Below are 18,488 nucleotides of genomic sequence, written 5' to 3' on the forward strand. Positions count from 1 at the left end.
ATTGGAGACCGATTTCTAATATCTCTATTAACCTCTTCACTATATTGAATGGACCCACATAATAATGAGTTCAAGTGTGTCGATAGAAGTGTTCCCCAAGGTTGGACACTAAGCTAGTGCTTGTGTGGTTGAACCTCCGTCTAAAGCGCAAGTTTGTATGGAGAAGTAGGTTTCATAACGATTGTTGGCTTTAGTTTGAGCTCATTGGTAATTTCTGTAAAAAGACAAGAAACGAGCGTAACGACTACACTCGTTTTTGTGTCGTTTATCAAACAACTATTTTTTATGGATCACTTAGCCGTATAAGGTTTTTGATCCACAGCCAATTTCCAGATCTTGAAGTTGGTTACTTTAGGATCCTTAAAGTTCATCTTACCGTCCACATGAGTATGAAGATTGTTCGATGAAATATAGATGTTGTTGTCTGGTCCCCATGCCAGAGTATCTGGCCACACCATGTTGTCATCGTAAACCAGACGAGTAACATCACTGGTTTTCGCATCAAGCTTCATGATGCCGTTGACAGTAAGACCGGTCATATAAAGGTTGTTTTCACGGTCAGCGGTCATACCGTCGGTGTTAGATGGCAATGTCGTTACCACTCTTACACTTGCCTGAATTTCAGCCTCTGAACGGTTGAAATCGCGAAGAATCGCAGTTTCGATTGAATAAAGAGTGTTCCCCGTCAGGTTTGTCCAGAAGAGCGTGTTTTTATCACCAGACAATGCAATACCATCAGCACCAGTCAGCATCGCGTTTTGTGATAAAACTGGTTTACCATTAATGTTAAAGAAGAAGTTCTTCTCGTTGTTGGTAAACTTCGTTCCGGATAATACACGTCTTGCTGAGTTCGTGTTGCTATCGTAAACAATCAGGCCTCCATCAAGAGGTTGACAGAAAATGCCTGAGTCTGTGATGTAAGCGAAACCAGTGTCGTTATCCACGACTACATCGTTCAGGAATGAGCACTTTCTACTGCTGTCTTTATCGGCGAACTCGTAGCGCTGAATCTCTTTGTTCTTGTTGATATCCCACAGAACCAGCTTTTCATCCCCAGGTTTTGTTGGCTGACCAGCGACATGACCTTGATCAAGGATCCACATAACATTATTACGGTCGATTTCAAAACCTAGAACAGCTTTCAGTCCTTCAGGATTGTTGATGTCGTTCATTTTCTCTGATGGATAAGGAATCAGCTTATATTCATCACCATCTTTCTTAAGACGAGATAAGGTTGCTGGTATTTCCGGACCACCCCAGCGGGCTGTCGTCACATAGAGTTCAGATTGCTTATCTACTTTTACTCCCTGCATCAGAGCCTTGCCATAAAGGTCGCTATTTTCCCAGCGCTGCTTGATAGCTTTGTCTTTTACCAGATATGACAGTGAGTTCCACTCTGCGACAACCTCTAGCTTAGGAGTTGATGTAGAAGCAGCCATGACAGAAGTTGAAAGTAGGGTAAGGGTGAGTAGAGATTTTCCTTTCATCTTTTTTTCCTTGTTGTTGATAGAATTACGTTATTTTTTTTTAAAATGGCGAACCCGAGAAGAAGATTCGCCAAAAAAGCACAAGATGTTTAGTTTTTAACTAAATCTACGGCTTCGCGAATCAATACCGCGAGCTCTTTCCATTTATGTTCCGCTACCAACTTTTGGTCTACCATCCATGAACCTCCACAGCAGAGCACACTGGGTAGCGCAAGATAGTCGGAGATGTTAGAAGTAGTGATACCACCGGTTGGCATAAACCTGAGCTGGCTATATGGGCCAGAAACGGCTTTGAGGGTTTTCACTCCACCATTCGCTTCAGCAGGGAAGAACTTTAGCGTAGTTAAGCCAAAGTTCATTGCCTGCTCCATTTCACCCGGAGTAGTCACACCCGGAATGATGTCGATACCGCGAGCAACACAATGGCGAACGGTTTCAGGGTTAAAACCCGGAGAAACAACCACGGTTGCTCCCGCTTCGATGGCCTGATTCGCTTGTTCGGGATTTGTTACTGTTCCGGCAATGAGTAGCATTTCAGGAAAATGTCGGCTAATAACCTGTATTGCTTCTAATGCAGCCGGAGAGCGCAGGGTAACTTCAGCAATAGGCAATCCGTTTTCAACTAGTGTTTTCGCGAGAGGAATTGCGTCTTCCACATTGTCTATTTGAATAACAGGTACAATTCTGGTTTTTACAAGTAGATCTAAAGCTTGTTTCATTGCGCTTTTACCTCTGCTTGAAATGCCAGTACTTGCTCTACTGATGGGATCGGAGCCACTGCACCGTAACCAGTCGTTGTTAGTGCGGCTGCGCAGTTTGCATAAGTAAGTGCCTGTTCCAGAGACTTGCCCTTTACTACCTGACTCAGGAATGCGCCAGAGAAGCAATCACCAGCGCCTGTGGCATCAACGGTATTGACGCTATGACCGCCAGCTGTAAAGCGTCTATCATCTGTAGCTACCATCGCTCCGTCTTTGCCCATTTTCAGAACTACCGTTTTAGCGCCAAGACCTAGATAAAAATCAGCAACGTCATTGGCATCTTCAAGGCCAGTAAGAAGCTGAGCTTCATCAAGGCTAGGCATGCAAAAGTCAACGTGGCGGATTGTCTCATGAATCACTGCTCTTGCTCTTGAAAGCGGCCAAAGCTTAAGGCGAAGGTTGGTGTCAAAAGAGATCATCGTGTTTTCTCTTTTTGCTATTTCAATCGCTTCAAATACAGCGTCGCTGGAAGAGTCGCTAATTGCATGGGTAATTGCAGAGGTGTGGAGTAGCTTCGCCTCTGCAATAGCACTTAGTGGAATTTGCTGTGGAGTAATAAGAGATGCTGCTGAGCCTTTACGATAAAACGTAAAGTGGTGTCCACGCTCATCGTGGGAAATAAAGTAAACACCAGTAGGGGCATCTGGGTTACGAACAACAAAGTCGGTTTTAACACCTTCTTTTTCCCATAGTTCTACAAACTGATCGCCAAATACGTCGTTGCCTAGATGAGCGAGGATTGCAACATTTGCACCTTGACGTGCTGCACTTACAGAGAAATTAGATGTATCGCCACCAAAACCACTCAGGTAAGAGACCGCTTCGGTCTGACCCGGAAGTTGAGAGAATTCGAACAGTGGCTCACCAAACGAAAGAATATCAATAGTCATACTTTTATCTCTTACAAAAGAGCCAGCTGGAAAGGGGGGAACCAGCTGGCTACCACTATGAAAAGTTAGATACGGCCGTATTTAGCTAAGCCGTCACGCAGTGAACCGCTCTGGATGATCAGTTTCGCCTGTTCTAGTTCACGCGAGTCGATAGACTGTGACTCGCGAAGAATAACTTCGACATGCTCCTGCGGAACACAAACCACACCATCTACATCACCAATGATCAGATCTCCTGGACGAATCAGTGCTTCACCAATTTTTACAGGTTTATTTGCCGCTATTGTCTTGAAGCGACCGAGAGTCGTGCCAGGCGAAATTGTTTTTGAGTAAACCGGGAAGTCGTAGTCACGACGAATTTCAGCGATGTCTCGCATGCCACCATTAAGAACCGCGCCTTCGTGTTTATTCGCAACAGCACCTGCGGTCATCAAGCCACCCCAAACCGCAACGGTTTCTAGCGCAGCATCACCAGAGATAACGATCACACTTCCTTCTTCTGACTCATCAATCGCATCGAGAGCATGTTGAGGTGGCAGTTTTTCAAGTGTCGCTTCTTCGAGAATAGTGACTGCTGGCCCAACAATTTTCTTGTCGTTGATACGGTTTTTGATATCAAAAGGCAGATACATGGTTTTGCCCAGTAGCAGGTCACACGCATCTGCAATAGAAGCGGTTGAGAAGATTGCACGGTATCCGTCGATGATTTCTTTGCTATACATGGTTATTTCCTTCGCTTGATAAAGTTATAATTTGGTTTCTTACTGGTTAACCCAGCTGCTTGGTTTTTCGCCATCAAATACGCGTAGTACTTCCACAGCACCTTTGTGCTGAAGCTCCACAACTGACTCTTCTGTGAACCAGGCTGTATGATCAGTGCAAATCACGTTTGCTAGCGTTAATAAAGGGTTGTCTTGCGGTACTGGCTCTGTCTCAAATACGTCGATACCAGCGGCATGAATTTTGTTTTGTTTTAGTGCTTCATACAGAGCTTGCTCATCAACAAGGCCACCACGGCTGGTGTTTATCAGCACGGTCATAGGCTTCATCTTGCTGATTAGTTCACCATTGATCATATGACGAGTGTGTTCGTTAAGTGGTGCGTGCAGAGAGATAAAGTCGGATTCGCAAACTAGCGTTTCCAGATCAACTTTCTGTACACCAACTTCTTTTGCTTGCTCTTCGGTTAGGGCTGGGTCGAATACCATGGTGGTGCGAAAGCCTAGGCCTGATGCTTTTTCTACAAAGCAGCGAGCGATACGGCCAAAGCCAACTACACCAAGAATCTTGCCACCCATACGTGGGATAGGTTCTGCCTGTCCGATACCCCACTTACCTTCATGAACATCTTTGTTACGAGTAACGACTCGACGTGTCGCCGCTACTAATAATGACACTGCGTGTTCTGCAACATCTTCCGAGCCGTAATCCGGTACGTTTGCTACGTAAACACCTTTTTGTTTTGCATAATTAAGGTCGATGTTGTCGACGCCCACACCGTAGCGAACAACAACTTTACATTTTTCAGCCGCATCCAGAATTTCAGCATCAACGATAGCTTCGCGAACCATAATCGCGTCTGCGTCAGCTACTTCTTTTAGGACCTCACTTTTTGCAGTGCCAATCGGCAGTGAAGTGAAGCGAGCCTGATGGGCGCTAAGAACCTTTTCCTCTACTTTGTAGTCCAGATATCCAGGTTCAATTACAACTACTTTTTTCATGGTTTCTCCCAAATCTGACATTTCAGTTTTAATTGTATTTAAGTTTTCAAAAGTTAAAATCACAAGCTGACATGTTAGTTTTTGTGATAATTGTCACTATATTTGGTTGAATATGGGGTATTTATCAGGAAAGTAGATCGTGATCACTTAAACTTGAGAGAATATTAGTTCAATATGTATTTAAAACTGAAATGTCACAAACAAGGAGAGAACAATGAAAAAAGGTACCCTATACCTCGCACTATCTATCGCAATTTCAGGCATAACTAGTGCTCAAGCCTTCGCTGAAACCACTATTCGTGTTGGTCACGGCGCGGCCGATACCTATCACATGCATAAAGCGTGGGTGAAATTTAAGGATCTTGTCGAGAAAGAGTCAGGGAACGAGATTACAGTTGATATTTACCCGAATGGTCAGGTTGGCGGTGACCGAGAACTCACTGAAGCTGTACAGTCAGGTATTATTGATATGACCGCACCGGTGGTTGAAGTAATGGCTGGTTGGGACCCCGCGTTTTCTGTACCTGGCCTTCCCTATACATTTTCCAGCCGTACAGATGCTCTAAAAGCACTTAATGGTGAATTTGGTCAACAGTTGCTGGCTAAAGCTGAAGATTTTGGTATTAAAGGATTAGGTTGGATGGAAAATGGTATTCGTCATATTACTAGCAACAAATGTCCTATCAACCAGCCGTCAGACTTGAGTGGTGTTAAAATTCGTACTATGCAGGTTGAAGCTCATATGGATGCCTTCAAAGCAATGGGGGCAAACCCAACGCCCATGTCCTTCAACGAAGTATACTCAGCACTCCAGCAAGGTGTTGTGGACGCTCAGGAAAACCCACTAGGTCACATCTATTCATCTCGTTTCTATGAAGTACAAGATTGTTTGACTTTGTCCGGCCATGTTTACTCAACTCATATGGTTCTCGCAAATCCAGATTTTTACGCGGGACTATCAGATAAAGATCGCGCTCTAATAAATTCTGCGTTATTACGTGCCATTGATTATCAGCAAGAAGTGATTGCGGGCGAAGAGCAAGAGCAGTTAGCGGCTATCAAAGCGGCAGGTGTGACGATAACCAGTCTAACACCTGAAGAGGTTGCTAAGTTCCGTGCTGTGACAGCCCCTATTCGTGAAAAATACACTAAGTTAGTTGAGCCAAAACTTATTAAAGCACTGAGCCAATAAGAGCCATTACGGCCCAGCTATTCATCATGGCTGGGTCAGAGGATTAGAGAATGAAATGGTTGAAAATATTAGACGAGTATATTGAAGCTTGGATGATTAACTTTCTGCTGGCGAACATAGTTTTCTGGATTTTCTTACAAGTAGTGATGCGTTATGTGTTTAGTAATTCGCTGCCTTGGAGTGAAGAGTTTGTTCGTTGGTGTTTTATTTGGTTTATTTGGGTAGGGGTGAGTTATGGGTTTAAAACTCGAAAACACATTTCTGTAACCGCACTGATTAACTTATGCCCTAAACGCGTATTTGACGTGATTAATATCCTCGTTAACTTTGTCGTCTTGTGGTGCATGATAAAGCTGTTTATCTATGGCTGGGAGCAAATTAGTAGCCCAATAATTGCGAGGCAATCTTCGGTCGTCCTCTACTGGCCTATGTCTGAAGCAAGGGTAAGTATGCAATGGTTATATGCCTCACTACCAGTTGGGGCGTTGCTGAGCGCTTATAGGCTAGTGCAAAATCTTTATCAGGATATCTATTCAATATTTTCGACAAAGACTTCTAATTCATCACTGTCGAGTGAGGGAGGTAAGTGATGGTTACGGTTACATTATTTGGTGTATTTCTGCTGCTGGTTTTACTTGGAGCACCAGTTGCGATTTGTTTGGGCGTAGCATCGTTGGTGGTTTTAGAATATTTACCTCAAACGCCGAGCATCACTCTGCTTGCAAAAAGTGCGGTGATGGGAGGCAACTCGTTCCCACTGGTGGCAATTCCTTTATTCGTTCTTGCCGGTGAAATAATGCAACGTGGTGGATTATCATCCCGAATCGTAGGCGCAGCATATAACCTAGTGGGACACTTTAAAGCGGGCTTGGCATATGTAAACGTACTTGCCAGCATGTTTTTTGCCGCAATCTCTGGCTCTTCTCCTGCCACCGTTGCAGCGATTGGATCGAACATGGTTCCCGAGATGGAGCGAGTCGGTTACAAGCGTCCGTTTTCCGCTGCAATAACTGCGGCAGCAGGTATCACAGGAGTCATGATCCCACCTTCTATCCCGCTTATCATTTACGGAGTAACGGCAAACCAGTCAATCGGTAAGCTATTTCTTGCAGGTGTATTACCCGGATTGCTTTTTGGTTTGGGTTTCATGATAGTTGCGAAACTTAAGGTAAACAAAAACCTGCTCCCGGCAAGCCGAGCGACTAAGAGAATGGAAGATGCCATTTCTTCAATTGAAACCAATAAACAGAAAGGTTGGCGTCAGCATTCAATCTGGGCCTTGATAGTGCCAATTATCATTCTTGGTGGTATCTATGGAGGTATCTTTACACCAACGGAAGCTGCCGGGGTTGCTGTTGTTTATGCGCTAATTATTAGTCTGTACATCTATCGAGATTTAAAGTTAAGTGACTTAAGCGGAGTGTTCTTAAAGTCAGGTTTAACTTCTGCAACAGTACTTGTAATGGTGGTAATGGCGGCATCTTTTGGTCGATTGTTGACTCTGGAACGTGTTCCAGTGGAAGTGGCGAATATGATCACTGCGGTGTCTGAAAACCCGCTTATTGTCTTGATGTTAATTAATATTATGCTGCTAATTGTCGGTATGTTTATGGAGACTATTGCATCAATCATCATACTCACACCAATTTTGTTACCGATTGTTCAAACAATGGGAGTGGACCCAATACACTTTGGTATCATTATGACGGTTAACTTGGCTATCGGTTTTTGTACTCCACCGTTAGGTGCGAACTTGTTTGTGGCCACCGGGGTTGCGAATGTTTCATTGGAAGCGCTTGTTAAGTCCATGACACCATTCTTAGTTGCAATGTTTGTTATGCTAATGATGGTTACTTTCATTCCACAAATATCACTACTACTACCATCTATCTTAATGTAATGTTTGACAAATATGACGAGGGGAGCATTTATAAATGCTCCTTCTATTTGTTTTCTGACATTTCAGGTTTAGACAATAAGCAGTATAATGAATGAAACCCAAGCTTTGTGAGCGAAGACTAGATGAAACAAGACTTTCTTAAAGATGTCATTTATCGCCGTATTCGGGAAATGATTATTGTTGGCACTTTGCCTATGGGGATGAAACTTTCCGAAACCGTGCTAGCCAACAAGCTAAACGCGACCAAAGCCCCAGTACGTGATGCACTGAAGAGGCTACAAAGTGAAGGGCTAGTACAAATAAAACCCAAAAGCGGTACGTTTGTATTCCATGTCACAGCAGGAGAGTTTAATGAACTACTAGAGTTTCGTTATTTCATTGAATCTGAAGCTTTGAAGCTTGCATGGAAGAATAATCCTAAACAACTGATTCAAGAGCTTTGTTTTATTCTGGATAAGATGGAAGTGTGTCTGAGCAATGCGAGTACGCTTGAGTACCTGACGCTGGATAACCTGTTCCACCAGACCTTTATTTCTCTGTGTGATAATCGCTACTTTCAGGAATCTTATGCGTTGATTTCTGCAAGGATGGCGACCGCCCGAAATCACCTTGGTGGTAACGAAGAGCATCTGCAGCGCTCTTTTGAACAGCACAACTCTATTGTTCGGGCACTACAGGATGATAGTATCAACGATGCGATTTATCAGTTGATTTGTCACATTCTCCCTGAACACGGAGCTTATTGGAGTTCTGCAAACCTATCATGAGCCTTCACTAAATGTTATTCGGTGTAGTTGCCAGCTTTTTGGGAGCGACCTTACAGGCGCTCAATTATACTCTGACTCAAATTTGCCAGCAGAAATACCATATCGATGGTGTGAAACTGCTGGTGGCTGCGCACGTCTGTATCGGCCTCTTCGCACTTGTCCTAACATTATCGTTTGGATACAGGCAACTCATTGAGTTTGATTTGGCATTGGATTTTTTAAAGATCAATGCTCCCTATCTCCTTGCTCTGTATTTATTGATTAATGCCATCCGTTTAAGCGATGCCTCAGTTGCTTCACCTCTACTAGCGTTAAAGATTCCTGTTCTAGCTGCTATTTCTATCGTGTTTTTCGGAGCAGAGTTTAATCTGGCGCAAGGGCTTTCGATAGTTTCGCTACAATATGTATTAATTATCTTGTTTGTGGAGTACTGGCGATTCTATTCATGAAGCCAATGAAGGTGAGTTTCAAAATGGTTTATCAGACTAAATGGGTCGCTTTGGCATGGTTTGTTGCGGTAATCTTCTTGATTATCGGATTTAATATTTCTGGCGTTGTGTCCGGAAATGTTGTCCAGTCACTGCGAGGAGTCATTGGCGTTTTGTTGGCTTATCTCTTCTTTAGTAGTCAGATGAAACAACCGGCACCTATCTGGTGTAAAAAACTAACTGCATCTATAGGGATGTTTGTTGCTGTAGTACTGTTCTATATACCATAGGTTGGCCTTCCAATGACTCGAATCTGTGTATTGGCAGATTTAGTTAAGAGCTTAACATTCAGATCTTTAACGGTCCAAAATGTATGGTACGCCCGTTTTACAGGAGATAAATTCAAATAACTAAGCTGGTTTGTGCTAATGATGAAATGGTCTCCCCTCCCACTAAACCGAGTCATGTGCGCCAAAATAGAAAGTAGTTCTATTTGAAAAATCATGATTAAGCGTACAACAATAGGAATCGTTCTAGCAAAAAATAGCTTCTATTCCTAGTTCTTAATGAGCACGAAAAGAAAACAACTCGAAAAATAACTTACTAGACATCAGGTACTACCATACATAGCAAATTTTTATCAATCACTTGGTGCTATGGAAGCATATTCTTCTGCTCATTATTGGGGACGCGAAATTCAAAAAAATGGTACATGAAGTTCAGTTGTTACCTTCTCAGGATTGTCAAAGGTGATTGGAAAGGTCAGAAAATGATTACGATGATGCTTAACTTGATGCCTAAATTCCTGACACGTACACGCAAACCAGTGGCAGCCACCACAAGCTTCCACCGCGACCAGATTAGTGAAGAGATAGTAGTTGTAAAGTTTTATGTCTGCTTAACTTCTTGCAGAAAGTATTCCTACCAGCATGATCGTTGCCAACCAAATGAAAAATATGTTTTATTAAGTCGATATCGATAATTTGGGGGCTGTTCAAGATGGTTACTTTTCCCTTTCTCGATACTATCGAGTTTAGTGGATAGAAGGGCCGCACACCATCTTATTAACATCTTTAGAGACCGATTTATTGTTATTCTTATTTATCATTGGTATTGATGGTTTCGATAGTTTCTCTTAACGTGCGGGTATTGTCTGAGGAACTAGTTATCTCTAATGATCAACAAAAAGTTTAGAATGCCCGTTATCAAGTTGGGCAACCCATTTTTACCTTCGCCTGATGAAGTCTCAGAGTTTTTGTGACTCCCTGTTTCTCCAAGAGAAAAAATAAAGTGGTTAAATGCATCAGTGGTAAAGAGCAAGCTGCGACAGACCGCGCGCTGGATAATACTAGCAAGGAGAGAATACGATGGAAATCGATACGTCAGTTTGCTTGGCAATTGGCGAAAGTGTTTGCTATACCAAGAGCGTTTAAGTTGTATGGCTAGCGAAGCGCTGATGTTTGCTATTTCATCTTAAGTTGGGAGCTTGCTAGGTCAATCTCCGGGCGTTCGCCTGTAAATAGCGTTCAAAGTCACATAGCGATAAAGGCGGACTATAGTAATAGCCTTGATGCGTGTCACATCCGTGCTCTCGAAGAAAGGTTTCTTGAACTTGTGTCTCAACGCCTTCAGCGATGACATCGATACCCAATGCTTTGGCCATGGCAATGGTCGCGGTGACAATGGATTGGTCGTTAGGGTTATCTTCAAGATCTGAGACAAAGGAGCGATCGATTTTAATCTGACTTATAGGCAGACGCTTGAGATACTGCAAAGAGGAATAGCCCGTACCAAAATCGTCTAATGAAAAAATGATGCCACGCACTTTTAAGGCCTGCATGTGGGCGATAGTCAGTTCAATGTCATCGACTAGCAGGGTTTCAGTGAGCTCGAGCTTTAACGTGCCAGGTAAAATCGGATAACGTTCAAGAACCGATTCAACTTTCGCCACGAAATCCGAGTGCGTGAACTGTTTGTAGCTCACATTGACAGACAAAGTCAGATATTGGAAGTCAGATTGCCAACGCGAGAGTTGAAGGCAAGCTTGTTCTAGTACCCAATCCCCAATACTAATGATCAGTCCCGTTTCTTCCGCAAGTGGAATGAAGTCATCAGGTGCGATAAGTCCATGCTCTGGATGGAACCACCGAATCAGGGCCTCCGCGCCGACAGTCAGATGGGTGCCATGGACTTGAGGTTGATAATACAATGCCAGTTGATTGAGTTCGACGGCTTGGCGCAGTGACGACTCGAGATGGAGGCGTTGCAATACCTTGTCTTGTATCGTGCTATGGTACAAATGTGACGCATTTTTTCCGTCGAGCTTGGCGTGCGTTAACGCCATCCCAGCGCGATTAATGAGCTCCTCTGCGCCAACGGCATTATCATTAAAAAGCACCATCCCGATACTGGCACTGTTGACAAACTTATGCTCGTCGATGGTATGAGGTTGTGCCAACGTCTCTAGTAACTGAGTGCTCCATTGGCTGACTTGTTCGAGCGCTTGAGGATACTCTTCAGGTAAGCCACAGAGTATCAACATGAATTCGTCATGTCCGATGCGCGCTAACGTATCCTGGGGGCGAAGAAGCGCACAGATACGCTGTGCGATGAGCATCAGCAATGTATCACCACACGGGTGACCATGAAGGTCAATGATTTTTTTAAAGTCATCGATGTCAATATAGAGAATCGCACAGTAAGATCGACGATGTGCGAGAGAGTCACATTGCTGGGTTAACTTATCTAATAACCAACGCCGGTTTGGTAGTGACGTCAGTGGGTCAAAGTAGGCGAGTTGGGTAATGGTTTCCTCGCTCTCTTTACGACTCGTGATATCTTGAATGAATCCGGACAGTCGCTCAGGCTTGCCGGACTTGAGGTAATGCACCTGTCCACGACACTCAATCCACCGGCGCTCCCCATCACTCAGGCGAGTGACTGGACACTCTAGGAAGAAGTCTTCACCCGTCTCAAAGCAACGCTGCCGAGCGGCAATAAAGTCGGGAATGAAGTCTTCATCAATGACGGATTTTAGGGCATCGAGGCCTGGAGGGCGGGTCCTTTCTAATCCGAGCAAGTCATAAATTTGCGGTGACCACTGAGATCGAGTGCCCTCATAAGGGGATGACCAGTGCCCGATTTGAGCGTAATCCATTGCATCGTGAAGCCGGCGCTCACTGTCTCTGAGTCGCTCGAAGGTATGTTGGTGTGAATGCAGTTCACTGAGTATTGGGACCGCGACGTCGGCGAGGCGTTGTGAAGCGAATACAATTAATGATGTCATGGGCTCGGTTGGTGTAGACGGCTTTTGCGACGCAGAAAGCCAGCGAATCCATAAAGTGAGCGCCGCCAACAGTTGCTGTTGCTCTGTGCTTTTTTCTATTAAGGTGTGAAAGGCACGTAACGTGGAGCGGAAATTTTGATAAGCGTCGGGGTTAAGCGCCATTGCCTGCTCAGCATGGCTAAAAAAGTGAGTGAGTGCGTTTAAGAGCTTTTCATCGCGTTGCGCTTCGATAAGGCACCGAGCTACGTCATCAAAAGGGCGCGTTTGAGGTATCGTGGGGTAATCTTCAGCAGTAAGTCTGCCTTGTTGGCCCTCAAAACTTAACGAACGGTTACGATGGGGTTGCGTCATCACTGCGGGGAAAACCTCTCTTGCTTCATGTCTAACATCGCTCGTATTTATGTCAATCATACTCAGGTTGTGTTGACAGTCAACGCGTCACGGGTACACACCGATTGATATCACCTTATATTGGGTAAGTTTTACGCACGACGTTTCATTTTTGAGAGGTAGTAGTCTCATTAATCGATAGCGGTGTTAGATGATTGCCGAATGTAATTTGACCGCCTACGGTTTGTCGAAAGTAGTCAGTTTGGTACACCAAGCTAACATCGCTCGAACACATCGCAAGTTTGCGCCAGTTCTGCATCGCCAAGTACAGTCAGATTGGCATCGCATCAGTGTCGTTGATTCGCCAACGAATCGCTCTTACTAAGAGTAGACCATATTTGACAATATTACGGGCGGTCCACCTTTACTTGGTTTCGTCCGTTACGTTTTGCTTCATAGAGCGCGCGATCGGCTCTCTTCAGAACATCGGAGACTTGTGTGTCGTCAGTGTCTAGACTGGTGACGCCGATGCTGATGGTAACGGACTTCGTAACGTCTAGTGCTAGATTCGCGATGCGTGATCTCAAGGTGTTGGCGAGGTGCGAGGCACCGGTAAGGTCAGTGGACGGGCAGACAATTAAAAACTCCTCCCCACCCCAACGGCCTAACACGTCAGTTTGGCGTAGGGTGTCACGAAGTGTGTTGGCAATGGCTCGCAATGTGTTGTCGCCCACATCATGTCCATACGTATCATTGATGACCTTGAAGTGATCGATGTCGATGAGGATAACCGAAAATGGGTGCCCATAACGTTGCCCTTTTTGAAATTCTTGGTTGAGTACACGATCGAGTTCCCGACGGTTATAGATATCGGTCAGTGGATCGGTCACCGACAGCTGTCTTAACTTAGCTTCGAGTATGACTCGATCGGTAACATCCTCGATGACGGCTTGAACAGCTGGCTCTCCATCCCATTCAATCAAGTTGTCGTAGACGCGAAAAAAACGAATCTTTCCATCAAAACATCGATTTTTCACAACCGTCTTGGCCCCGGATAAACGGCCACTAATGAGTGATTGATAACGTGACTGAGCGTTGGCGTGCTCCTCCTCAGGTAGTAAAGTGAGTAAGTTGACATCACGGAGTACGGCGTCGATGGAGGGGGCGCGCATCAAGTCAACCCAAGCTTGATTGACAAATATGGGTTTAAAGTCTCGGTGGACGCTAATGCCTTGCCCTGACTTGGTGATCAGCTGTTTGAATTTTTGCTCATTTTCTTGAAGTTGCTGTTGGGCTCGTTCTTGTGCTGAGAGATCGATAACCGTGACTTGTAAAGCGGGTTTTCCGTTCCACTCAATCACGTGATCGATGGCAAACACTGAGAATTCCCGACCGTGGCGATGGCGATTACGAAAGGTTCTCCCTCGGGGAAGAACGTCACCTTTGAGCGTTTGATAATAGTTGTCGATCGCTTTGGGATGGTCAGAGGGATCAATCAAGTCAAGAAAGGAGTCTATTGAGTTGAGGAGTTCAGAGGCGCTAGAGTAGCCATACAGGTGCGCGTAGTATTCATTGACGAATACGGTCTCTAAATCTTGGATAATGATGATGCCATATTGGGTATCAATGGTTAACTTTGGCATGGCTGTCCTCGTACTCATTGTGCACAAGCGTGCAAGTGAATATTTATTATACGATCGCACGGATAGCGGTGCTATAGCCCTAGCGGCACTTATTTCACGTATGTTGATAAGTATATAGTTGAACGCCTTATAATAACCATTAAAGAGCAGTATGTTTGGATGCATAACTTCGGCTCTTTAGGTGAAGCTCGCTTTGCCATCGTCTACAACAACGAGCGTCCACATCAGGCGCTTAAGATGAAAACACCTGCTGAGGTATATGCTTTAGCGGCTTAGATTGTCCAATTTTAACTGGGTCATTACATCAGCTCGAAAGGTGATCTCCCTAGATATCAGAGATACTTCCAAGAAGTGGACGATGCCGATTAGAAACTGGCGACAAGCTCTAAACCGCTTTATGATTATGTTCGAAGACCGACTGACTGAATACATGTAACCCCCGACAGTTACACAGAACTATTTACAGGGTCTAGTAGTTCTTTCTCTGATATCTACACGACAAGTCGTTACCAGCGTTACGCTCCCTAGGCTGCTATAGCAGCCTAGGTTTGCTTCTATTTTTTGCTTGGCGGGTTGTTGGTGCGCCCACCTCCTGAAGGATTCGATGTGCCATTTTTAGTCGGCCATAGTGGACTATTGTTTCCTGATAGTTGTTTATTTCCCATGAGTACGAGTGACTAAGTGCTTTTTCGTTGATGTCCAATATAGATATGTATGGTACCAGCTTCAATAACCACCCTCTGTATTGACTGGTACTTGATATAGTTAACTCGCTTTTTACTTATAACATATACCTTCAAATAGATGCGTTAAGGCAAAAAAAGAATGGGGAGCAATCACGCTCTCCACTGTCGTTTTTTACTGCTGCTGTTGGCATTAACATTACTTTTTTTGATGATTTCACAGCCTTCGGGCATTGTGATGGCTGGAAAAGAAAGGCTGGCGTAGAGCCGATAAAGCAGATTAAGAATCGACGCTTATGGCAGGCAGTCGATGAGCTGCGTTCTGGCAAGTATGTCGAAGTCGAAAAGGTTAGAGCGCATTCTGGTGTAAGAGGGAATGAGATAGCGGATTCGCTAGCTGTTGATGCAGCTAGAAGTGATATAGATTCATGTAACAGTGCGGCTTGTAGGTTCAATCCAACAAGCCGATAGTATTCGTTATTTGCGTTTTTCTTAATAACATATAACTGAAGACGGATACGATAAAGATAAAAATGAGGATTCAACGTTGCCTTCTATTAAACGGTTATCTATAGAGCTATCAAGTAGGGTTGCAATGTAAGTACTTGATTTTATGACGCATACTCCTATTTCAATAAAAACCAATTGCAGGTTAGGTCTATGCTCTACGTTGTGATCTGTATCTGATCGTCCTTAAAACGTTAGATGCATGCAAAATTGGCTGTAATAGGACGTAATGAAAAAATAGACGCTTCATATTGCATCTTTTGGGGAGAGAAGAATTTTGCCCAGCGTTTTAGCCATCAGGGTAGAAGACGTATCCGACTTTTGTCTATGGCGGGAATGTAGATAAAATGTTTCTCGATACTCCGTCACAATCATCAAGTAACGCTCAAGGCAAAACGCGATGATAGTTAGTCTGTTATACAGTTAGTCGCATTTGTTCATGAGTACGGTATAGTTACATCGTAATGCTTGCTATTACATATTTTTTAGTTCATTTAGAATGATTATTTTTCTCTTAAAAATAGGTACAGTAATTTGTCCAGAGTGGTTGATAAGTTGAATTTAAGAAAGTTGATACTTTTTTTATGCATGTTCAGTGTAGCTATTACTTTATTGAATGCCTTTTACACGGTTTATCGCGTTCAAAAAGAATTGATTCTTAGCAATACGATGGAATCCAATTGGGTTTATGCCGAAAAAATGGCGGACATGACCGATGCTTTTATTGATACCGCGATGTCTCAGTTGAACTTCAGTGCGAATATATTGAGTAAAAAGATTGGCGATACTCAACTGTTAGACAATGAAGTTGAACGTTTAAGACTACAGACGAATGCATTCAATTCAGTGGTAGTCGTGGATTCTAAAGGCACTATCATTGCCATATCACCTGAAACATTGGCATTGAAAGGCGTTACATTAAAACAAGACACTGCTCGCCAATCTTTAAACGCAAGAGCGCCTCTCATTACGGACCCTTTTGTATCACCAGCTGGCAACTATATTACGAGTATCTCCCATCCGATTTATTCTGAAGCTGGCGAATATTTAGGGTATGTCAGTGGTACTTTGTATTTGGAACGCCAAAATATCTTGACAAGACTTTTGGGTAAACATAGTTACCAAGATGGTTCGTATATGTATGTCGTCGACCGGAATAAAACCATCATTTATCATCCCGATAAGAGGAGAGTAGGGCAAGTGATACTCAATAATGAGGCTATCAACGCGGTTGTTAACTGGGAAGGTGGATATGGGGACATTGTCAATTCGCAAGGTGTTGATATGTTGGCTGGTTACGCGCCAGTAAAGAACTCTGGATGGGGCGTGATAGTCCAAAAGCCAAAGAATAATGCTTTAAACGGCCTTAATGAGTTAATGCTTCATGTTTTTTGGGAAGGTTTCCCGATAGGTGTGCTGACATTGATGTTTATTTGGGGAGCTTCAATTTTGATATCTCGACCACTTTGGCAGCTAGCCAGTGCTGTTACTAAAATTGGCAATCACAAGTCGACGATATCGGATTTAAACCGTATTCATGCATGGTACTTTGAAGCGTTGCACTTAAGACGGAGCTTTTTGAATGCTATGGGTGTCGTGTCAAATACCATTGATAAGCTCCATTCTGATACGTTAACGGATGCGCTTACTGGTATTTTAAATCGAAGAGGCTTAGATAAGGCGATTGAACAGTTTCAAGAGCAAAATAGGCCATTTTCATTGTTGGCTTTGGACATTGACCACTTCAAGAGGGTCAATGATACATTTGGTCATCATGTCGGGGACGAGCTAATAAAAAGTCTATCCAAGATAATGATGGATGAGGCTAGAGAACAAGATGTTGTGTGCCGCTCTGGTGGTGAAGAATTCATTATTTTTCTTGCCAACACTAACCCGACTAGAGCGTTTAATGTAGCAGAGCGAATTCGCCGATCAATAGAAGCCTATCATTTTGATACTGTCGGTAATGTGACAATTTCAATTGGTGTATCGCACTGGACAGGACAAGGGGATTCTATACACGAGGCAATCAAAAATGCAGATAATGCTCTGTATAAAGCTAAGCGTAATGGTCGAAATCGAACTGAACTGTAATAGAAGGTTTTAGGTCATGGTCAGCCACTCTTGTCAGGCTATAAACTCTGGGGGAGGTAAGTTTTGTTTGGTAGCCTGACTCTGTAAGATTTCTAATAGCTCAAATGATTAAAGTTTCGATTACGCCTGGTATAGCTACTTTGTTGTATCGAGAATCGCTACTTTCAAGGCTATTTAGCTATATACTAGGTAAGTGAACTATAGGTGACATAGGGTTCGTGAGAGTGGTTAATACAAATCTTAAAGAATATGATGATTTAGTAGATAAGTACTCAGGTGTTCTACTATCTGAATTAACAGAAGAGCTCGGAGATGAACAGACTGCACTATATGTAACAGTTTTGACTTTTGAAACTCTCTGGTTATTTCTGAAAAATAATGCTCCCCCTAACAATATTCTCAGGTGGCTACACATTCGCGCAAAATACATACAGTCGGCGAAAGTTAATAGCCTTAACCCCTAGTCATTTGACTGTTCAAAGACGCTACTAAAAAGAATTGATGTCATATTTGGACAAAGTTCATCCAACTTCCCTTAAGGTGTTAAATGGAGTTGTTAAGTTAAGTAATGTATGGCAATAAGTGAGCGCTGAGTTTCTGTGTAAGTGCATCATAATCAAAGACACAAAAAGTCAGCAATTTGGATTGCTGACTTTGCATACCCTATTTAGCACGAGGGAGCCGTCGTACTCCCATTTAGATTCATCAAGTTAGGGAGCTATACTTTGAAACGTTCAACCAAAGAGGATAACTCTTTAACCTTGATATTTAAGTCTTCGCTACCACGCTTATTGTCCTG

At 43.6% G+C, this 18,488-nt stretch carries 16 protein-coding genes and 1 pseudogene; 10 read left to right on the forward strand and 7 right to left on the reverse strand.

Going from position 1 to position 18,488, the window contains the following annotated elements; genetic code table 11:
- Nucleotides 1-290: 290 nt before the first annotated feature.
- From ACRQQK_RS10860 to ACRQQK_RS10880, 5 genes are all read right to left on the reverse strand, one after another.
- Entirely contained in the window at nucleotides 291-1,487 is a 1,197-nt protein-coding gene (locus ACRQQK_RS10860; RefSeq protein WP_457511384.1) for an L-dopachrome tautomerase-related protein, read from the reverse strand.
- A gap of 89 nt (nucleotides 1,488-1,576) precedes the next feature.
- Entirely contained in the window at nucleotides 1,577-2,206 is a 630-nt protein-coding gene (locus tag ACRQQK_RS10865; protein ID WP_457511385.1) for a bifunctional 4-hydroxy-2-oxoglutarate aldolase/2-dehydro-3-deoxy-phosphogluconate aldolase, read from the reverse strand.
- On the reverse strand, nucleotides 2,203-3,138 hold the full coding sequence (locus tag ACRQQK_RS10870; RefSeq protein ID WP_457511386.1) for a sugar kinase: 936 nt from the start codon (nucleotides 3,136-3,138) through the stop codon (nucleotides 2,203-2,205). The genes ACRQQK_RS10865 and ACRQQK_RS10870 overlap by 4 nt, the downstream gene beginning before the upstream one ends.
- Nucleotides 3,139-3,203: 65 nt before the next feature.
- Nucleotides 3,204-3,860, reverse strand: coding sequence for an RraA family protein (locus tag ACRQQK_RS10875; RefSeq protein WP_457511387.1), 657 nt, complete (start codon nucleotides 3,858-3,860; stop codon nucleotides 3,204-3,206).
- Nucleotides 3,861-3,899: 39 nt separating this feature from the next.
- The gene (locus ACRQQK_RS10880; RefSeq protein WP_457511388.1) at nucleotides 3,900-4,859 is read right to left on the reverse strand and encodes a C-terminal binding protein; all 960 of its coding nucleotides are present in this window, start codon (nucleotides 4,857-4,859) and stop codon (nucleotides 3,900-3,902) included.
- 214 nt (nucleotides 4,860-5,073) lie between these two features.
- Here ACRQQK_RS10880 and ACRQQK_RS10885 point away from each other — a divergent pair, with 214 nt between their 5' ends.
- The 6 genes from ACRQQK_RS10885 (at nucleotide 5,074) to ACRQQK_RS10910 (ending at nucleotide 9,436) form a co-directional block, all read left to right on the forward strand.
- Nucleotides 5,074-6,051, forward strand: coding sequence for a TRAP transporter substrate-binding protein (locus ACRQQK_RS10885; protein WP_457511389.1), 978 nt, complete (start codon nucleotides 5,074-5,076; stop codon nucleotides 6,049-6,051).
- Nucleotides 6,052-6,101: 50 nt separating this feature from the next.
- Nucleotides 6,102-6,641 (forward strand): TRAP transporter small permease, encoded by a 540-nt coding sequence (locus tag ACRQQK_RS10890; RefSeq protein ID WP_457511390.1) that lies wholly within the window; start codon nucleotides 6,102-6,104, stop codon nucleotides 6,639-6,641.
- Nucleotides 6,641-7,951, forward strand: a complete 1,311-nt coding sequence (locus ACRQQK_RS10895; protein ID WP_457511391.1) for a TRAP transporter large permease — start codon at nucleotides 6,641-6,643, stop codon at nucleotides 7,949-7,951. The genes ACRQQK_RS10890 and ACRQQK_RS10895 overlap by 1 nt, the downstream gene beginning before the upstream one ends.
- A gap of 122 nt (nucleotides 7,952-8,073) precedes the next feature.
- Complete coding sequence (locus ACRQQK_RS10900) at nucleotides 8,074-8,718, forward strand: GntR family transcriptional regulator (protein WP_457511392.1); 645 nt, start codon at nucleotides 8,074-8,076, stop codon at nucleotides 8,716-8,718.
- Nucleotides 8,719-8,729: 11 nt separating this feature from the next.
- Nucleotides 8,730-9,167 (forward strand): hypothetical protein, encoded by a 438-nt coding sequence (locus ACRQQK_RS10905; RefSeq protein ID WP_457511393.1) that lies wholly within the window; start codon nucleotides 8,730-8,732, stop codon nucleotides 9,165-9,167.
- Entirely contained in the window at nucleotides 9,164-9,436 is a 273-nt protein-coding gene (locus tag ACRQQK_RS10910) for a hypothetical protein (RefSeq protein WP_457511394.1), read from the forward strand. Before ACRQQK_RS10905 ends, ACRQQK_RS10910 begins: the two co-directional genes overlap by 4 nt.
- Before the next feature lie 1,199 nt (nucleotides 9,437-10,635).
- Here the strand turns inward: ACRQQK_RS10910 and ACRQQK_RS10915 are convergent.
- On the reverse strand, nucleotides 10,636-12,843 hold the full coding sequence (locus tag ACRQQK_RS10915) for a putative bifunctional diguanylate cyclase/phosphodiesterase (RefSeq protein ID WP_457511395.1): 2,208 nt from the start codon (nucleotides 12,841-12,843) through the stop codon (nucleotides 10,636-10,638).
- Between the two features lie 130 nt (nucleotides 12,844-12,973).
- Between ACRQQK_RS10915 and ACRQQK_RS10920 the strand changes: the two genes are divergently transcribed.
- Complete coding sequence (locus tag ACRQQK_RS10920; RefSeq protein ID WP_457511396.1) at nucleotides 12,974-13,147, forward strand: hypothetical protein; 174 nt, start codon at nucleotides 12,974-12,976, stop codon at nucleotides 13,145-13,147.
- Between the two features lie 22 nt (nucleotides 13,148-13,169).
- Here the strand turns inward: ACRQQK_RS10920 and ACRQQK_RS10925 are convergent, their stop codons facing one another.
- Complete coding sequence (locus tag ACRQQK_RS10925; RefSeq protein ID WP_457511397.1) at nucleotides 13,170-14,405, reverse strand: sensor domain-containing diguanylate cyclase; 1,236 nt, start codon at nucleotides 14,403-14,405, stop codon at nucleotides 13,170-13,172.
- 114 nt (nucleotides 14,406-14,519) lie between these two features.
- On the opposite strand from ACRQQK_RS10925, the gene ACRQQK_RS10930 reads away from it, so the two are divergent.
- The 3 genes and pseudogenes from ACRQQK_RS10930 to ACRQQK_RS10940 all read left to right on the forward strand — a co-directional run bounded on the left by ACRQQK_RS10930 (nucleotide 14,520) and on the right by ACRQQK_RS10940 (nucleotide 17,689).
- Nucleotides 14,520-14,681, forward strand: coding sequence for an integrase core domain-containing protein (locus ACRQQK_RS10930; RefSeq protein ID WP_102969538.1), 162 nt, complete (start codon nucleotides 14,520-14,522; stop codon nucleotides 14,679-14,681).
- A gap of 658 nt (nucleotides 14,682-15,339) precedes the next feature.
- Nucleotides 15,340-15,559: pseudogene (locus tag ACRQQK_RS10935) on the forward strand (RNase H family protein); the annotation flags it as partial.
- A gap of 579 nt (nucleotides 15,560-16,138) precedes the next feature.
- Nucleotides 16,139-17,689 (forward strand): sensor domain-containing diguanylate cyclase, encoded by a 1,551-nt coding sequence (locus ACRQQK_RS10940; RefSeq protein WP_457511398.1) that lies wholly within the window; start codon nucleotides 16,139-16,141, stop codon nucleotides 17,687-17,689.
- The last annotated feature ends 799 nt before the right edge of the window (nucleotides 17,690-18,488 follow it).

This window comes from Vibrio sp. C8 (assembly GCF_054051265.1).

Bases quoted from the DNA above. Each gene is read 5' to 3' on its own strand.
- ACRQQK_RS10860 (WP_457511384.1), bottom strand. From the start codon at position 1,487: ATGAAAGGAAAATCTCTACTCACCCTTACCCTACTTTCAACTTCTGTC.
- ACRQQK_RS10865 (WP_457511385.1), bottom strand. From the start codon at position 2,206: ATGAAACAAGCTTTAGATCTACTTGTAAAAACCAGAATTGTACCTGTT.
- ACRQQK_RS10870 (WP_457511386.1), bottom strand. From the start codon at position 3,138: ATGACTATTGATATTCTTTCGTTTGGTGAGCCACTGTTCGAATTCTCT.
- ACRQQK_RS10875 (WP_457511387.1), bottom strand. From the start codon at position 3,860: ATGTATAGCAAAGAAATCATCGACGGATACCGTGCAATCTTCTCAACC.
- ACRQQK_RS10880 (WP_457511388.1), bottom strand. From the start codon at position 4,859: ATGAAAAAAGTAGTTGTAATTGAACCTGGATATCTGGACTACAAAGTA.
- ACRQQK_RS10885 (WP_457511389.1), top strand. From the start codon at position 5,074: ATGAAAAAAGGTACCCTATACCTCGCACTATCTATCGCAATTTCAGGC.
- ACRQQK_RS10890 (WP_457511390.1), top strand. From the start codon at position 6,102: ATGAAATGGTTGAAAATATTAGACGAGTATATTGAAGCTTGGATGATT.
- ACRQQK_RS10895 (WP_457511391.1), top strand. From the start codon at position 6,641: ATGGTTACGGTTACATTATTTGGTGTATTTCTGCTGCTGGTTTTACTT.
- ACRQQK_RS10900 (WP_457511392.1), top strand. From the start codon at position 8,074: ATGAAACAAGACTTTCTTAAAGATGTCATTTATCGCCGTATTCGGGAA.
- ACRQQK_RS10905 (WP_457511393.1), top strand. From the start codon at position 8,730: ATGTTATTCGGTGTAGTTGCCAGCTTTTTGGGAGCGACCTTACAGGCG.
- ACRQQK_RS10910 (WP_457511394.1), top strand. From the start codon at position 9,164: ATGAAGCCAATGAAGGTGAGTTTCAAAATGGTTTATCAGACTAAATGG.
- ACRQQK_RS10915 (WP_457511395.1), bottom strand. From the start codon at position 12,843: ATGATTGACATAAATACGAGCGATGTTAGACATGAAGCAAGAGAGGTT.
- ACRQQK_RS10920 (WP_457511396.1), top strand. From the start codon at position 12,974: ATGATTGCCGAATGTAATTTGACCGCCTACGGTTTGTCGAAAGTAGTC.
- ACRQQK_RS10925 (WP_457511397.1), bottom strand. From the start codon at position 14,405: ATGCCAAAGTTAACCATTGATACCCAATATGGCATCATCATTATCCAA.